4 protein-coding genes and 1 pseudogene are annotated in these 2,892 nt (G+C 38.1%); all 5 read left to right on the top strand.

Annotation, left to right across the window (positions count from 1 at the left end):
• Positions 1 to 352: 352 nt before the first annotated feature.
• Entirely contained in the window at positions 353 to 544 is a 192-nt protein-coding gene (locus tag F6K49_RS39155) for a transposase family protein (protein WP_293026619.1), read from the top strand.
• 384 nt (positions 545 to 928) lie between these two features.
• Positions 929 to 1,147, top strand: coding sequence for a hypothetical protein (locus F6K49_RS39160; RefSeq protein ID WP_293026615.1), 219 nt, complete (start codon positions 929 to 931; stop codon positions 1,145 to 1,147).
• A complete protein-coding gene (locus F6K49_RS39165) occupies positions 1,144 to 1,833 on the top strand; it encodes a hypothetical protein (RefSeq protein ID WP_293026613.1) in 690 nt (229 codons plus the stop codon). The genes F6K49_RS39160 and F6K49_RS39165 overlap by 4 nt, the downstream gene beginning before the upstream one ends.
• A gap of 326 nt (positions 1,834 to 2,159) precedes the next feature.
• Positions 2,160 to 2,444: a transposase family protein gene (locus F6K49_RS39170; RefSeq protein WP_293105945.1), complete on the top strand. Its 285-nt coding sequence runs from the start codon at positions 2,160 to 2,162 to the stop codon at positions 2,442 to 2,444.
• 215 nt (positions 2,445 to 2,659) lie between these two features.
• A pseudogene (locus tag F6K49_RS39175) lies at positions 2,660 to 2,892 on the top strand (IS4 family transposase); the annotation flags it as partial.

Raw genomic sequence — 2,892 nt, forward strand, 5'->3', positions numbered from 1 at the left:
CATTGTTTCAAAGAGTACTAAAAGACTTACTAGTTTTGTTAAACCAACGTTGGCAGCAAAGAAACAGAGAAAGTCCGGTAAGCGTTAAAAGAGCGAGAAAGTATTTTGAACGTTTGTGGATAGTAGACATTTCCATAATATAATCAAATTCCAAAAAATAGACTATAATAAGTAAATATTGTTCGATCCAAAAAAATAAATGGAAAAATATACTTGGAACTATATCCAGAAAAACCCTAAACAAACCAAAAGACTATTAGGTATTGATTATCAACAATTATAGCAATTAATTGAACTAGGTAAGCTTCTCAATAAAAGAAAGCAAGAAGAAATTGAGAAAACTAAAATTAGAATCAATCAAGCAGGAGGAGGAAATCATCCTAAACTATTAGAGTCAGAGCAAATCGTTTTAATGTTAATTTATTTAAGGTATCATTTGAGCTTTCAACTTTTAGGACTTATTTTTAAAATCAGTGAATCAACGGCTCATAATATTTTTACTTATTGGCAAAAAAATTGTGAAAACGACTTACCTACCAGTTGATTATCACAAGTAAAAAAGTTTCAAAAAGAATAAAAAATTATTGAACAATTAGATAATGATGAATTGATTTTAGACAGTACTGAGCAGTCTATTGAAAGACATTATGATTATCAATAGCAAAAAAAATATTATTCATAAAAGCAAAAAATACATACTTTTAAAAATCAATTTATTGTTTTACCAAAAGCTGATCGCGCTGATTGACTGACAAAAGTTAGGTTGAAAATGGCTCAAATACTTACCAGACTTGTAAGAGCAAGACTTGACTAAAGGGAGTGTTTCCCCGCATCCTCAGGACAGATACCACTCAAATCCTAGGAATGCGATGAAAAAAAACTCCCGACTCTACAATGCCTTGAAGACATGGATAAGTCAACCCTGTGAGTGGGCACACCTGAGCCACCTAACCACCTGTTTATGGATGGTGGCAGCCCTGATTCAGACAGGGGAAGTGAAGCAAGCCCCGATGGATTCCCTACATCCCGTGTCGTGGCCAATATGCTCAAAGCAAACAACGCCGAATGCACCGTTGGCTGCATAATGCCCGAATCAATGTCCATGGCCAATAGGCCACGCTACGCGAACGATGGTACAAACCTTTGATTAAAGCAGCCTTGGCGGTAGGACTTGATGGGTGTATTTACTTGAGTTTAGACACCTCGATGTTTTGGGATGAGTACTGTCTGGTTAGATTGGTAGTGGTGCATCGAGGACGAGCCTTACCAGTGAGCTGGCGAGTGATGAAGCATCAGAGTGCAACGGTAGCATTCAAAGATTATCGGGAGATGCTCCAACAATCGATACACCTTTTACCCAAAGAGGTTAAGGTGATCCTACTGGCAGATCGAGGGTTTGTCCACACCGATTTAATGAAAGCTTTGACCAATAAATGGGGAAGGCAAATCCGGATTCGTCTGAAAAAGGACACTTGGATTTGGCGAGCAGGTAAAAGTTGGCATCAGCTCAAAGATTTCCATGTTCTACGGGGTGAGGTCTTGTGCTTTCACAATGTCAGAGTGCACAAGGAATATTGGTATGGTCCAGTTGATCTGATTTTTGGTTGCAACAATGTAAATGGTGATAATGGGCCATTGTTAGTGATGAAAATACCACCCTTCAAACCAAAGCCCGAATATGGGTTTCGCTTTGATATTGAGGAAAACTTTTTAGATGACCAGTCCAATGGATGGAATGTGCAGAAGTCTCAAATTCGCTCAGTAAAGCGCCTTATCTCGGTTGTGGTTCATTCTAGCTGTGGCTACGTTGTACGTCACGGCTCAAGGGGTTGAGGTGGTAGAGTCTGGTAAACGTCGATGGGTTGACACTCACTGGCGCACGAGGAAACAGCTATTTTCGGTAGGGTTTGGAGTGGGTCAAATCATATGAGCGAGAATGGCTGGAAATTAATTCATCGGGTTTGTTTTTCCAGCAATCATGACCCTTATCCTGCGATGGCTTCGCGCAAACAACATCAGCAACGGCACTATCAACTAGAGTTTAAGGTACAAACGTACCAATATGCTGTTGAATAGTTTTGTCAGTCAACCAGGCTGATCGCGTAGCGTGGCCTACGGCCTTAGATCTTGTCGATGTAGTAATCGGAAAACCTGGCCCTATGAGTGATATTAAAATCTGTCGAAAAACTTTGAGTAAATTTAATGATCAACAAACTTTTAGTGGGGATAAAGCTTACATTGGAGAAACTCAAATCACAACTCCCTATAAAAAACCGAATAATGGAGAATTAACAGAGACTCAAAAATCCGAAAATAAAGCTTTATCATCTAATCGAATTTTTATTGAACATTTAATTAGAGTTTTAAAAGTTTTTAAAATATCTCAAGAAAGATTTAGTTTGCGTAAAACTCGATATAAATCAGTTTTTTTAACTGCGGATTAGTGCGATTAAGAATTGGGTCGCTAATTTTAGAAGTAATAAAATCGGATGTTTCAGAGCAATTGATTGACGTTATCATGAGCCATATTTTTCCTATAAAATTAGATTTTGTGTCTTCAAACCATTATTAATTCGTTCTTAAAGCTAAATTTTAAATTAGGTCTTGACAAACTTGTTTTCCTTGCTGTGACTGGGTTATGGTTTTTTGGAGATGTCTAGTGGATGCTTCGACATTAGAGGCATTGTTTCGTAAGCTAAAAAGTTTAGAAACAGTACCTCTGGGTCAATTAGGAGGTAGAATCTGTACGGTGGTAGAAGAAACAGGCTTTCCAGTCGAAACCTGGTTTAAATCTAATCCTTACACCCATGAGAGTAACTTTGTGCCCAACTTGTTAGAATTGATCCCAGCCAAAACGCTACTCATCTTAGATAGAGGGTTTTGGAACTTTCG

The sequence above is a fragment of the Moorena sp. SIO3I6 genome (assembly GCF_010672095.1).

Bases quoted from the DNA above. Each gene is read 5' to 3' on its own strand.
- F6K49_RS39170 (WP_293105945.1), top strand. From the start codon at position 2,160: ATGAGTGATATTAAAATCTGTCGAAAAACTTTGAGTAAATTTAATGAT.